General features: G+C 77.7%; 1 protein-coding gene. It reads right to left on the bottom strand.

The window, feature by feature from the left end; all coding sequences use genetic code 11:
* The coding region (locus PROKR_RS12870; RefSeq protein ID WP_483823634.1) for an acetylxylan esterase family protein at positions 1–573 on the bottom strand (573 nt) is incomplete at both ends.

Below are 573 nucleotides of genomic sequence, written 5' to 3'. Positions count from 1 at the left end.
CGACGACGCCCGCGACACCCCGGCCGCGACCGCGAACTGGCCCGGCGGGGGCACGTGCACGTCCCAGGCGGCGCACTCGACGCGGGTCGGGACCCGTAGGTGCGTGGCCGCCACCGACGCGTCGTGGAACGCGAGCACCGCGCGGGCCTCGGGATGCTCGGCCACGTGGTGACGCACCGCCTCGCCGCTCCCGGTGCACGGCATGCGCAGGCGGAGGTCGTGCTGCCCGAACGTCGGCACCTCCAGCGTGGCGCCGACGAACCGGTCGTCCCACGGCACGGCCAGCGCGCCGATGCCGCCGCCGAAGCTCGTGCCCACGAAGTACAGGGGCAGGCTGCCGAGGGCGGCGTCGCGCCGGGCGAGTACGTCCAGGAGGGCGGACGCCGCGTGCCACAGGTCCACGGCGCTGCGGCCCACGGTGTAGGTCTCGACCGACCCGAGGCCGTGCAGCACGTGCCGGGCGCTCGTGTCCGGGGCGCCCACGCCCGCGTTGAGCGTCCCGAGCCCCCGCGCCACGGGGAAGACGACGGCGGCGTCGCGGGGCACCCGCTCGAAGCTCGGCGCGTCCCGGCC

This window comes from Promicromonospora kroppenstedtii DSM 19349 (assembly GCF_000515355.1).
In the GTDB taxonomy this organism is placed as follows: domain Bacteria; phylum Actinomycetota; class Actinomycetes; order Actinomycetales; family Cellulomonadaceae; genus Promicromonospora; species Promicromonospora kroppenstedtii.
The sequence above is the reverse complement of the archived record's forward strand: the minus strand, read 5'-3'. Positions and strand labels throughout refer to the sequence as shown.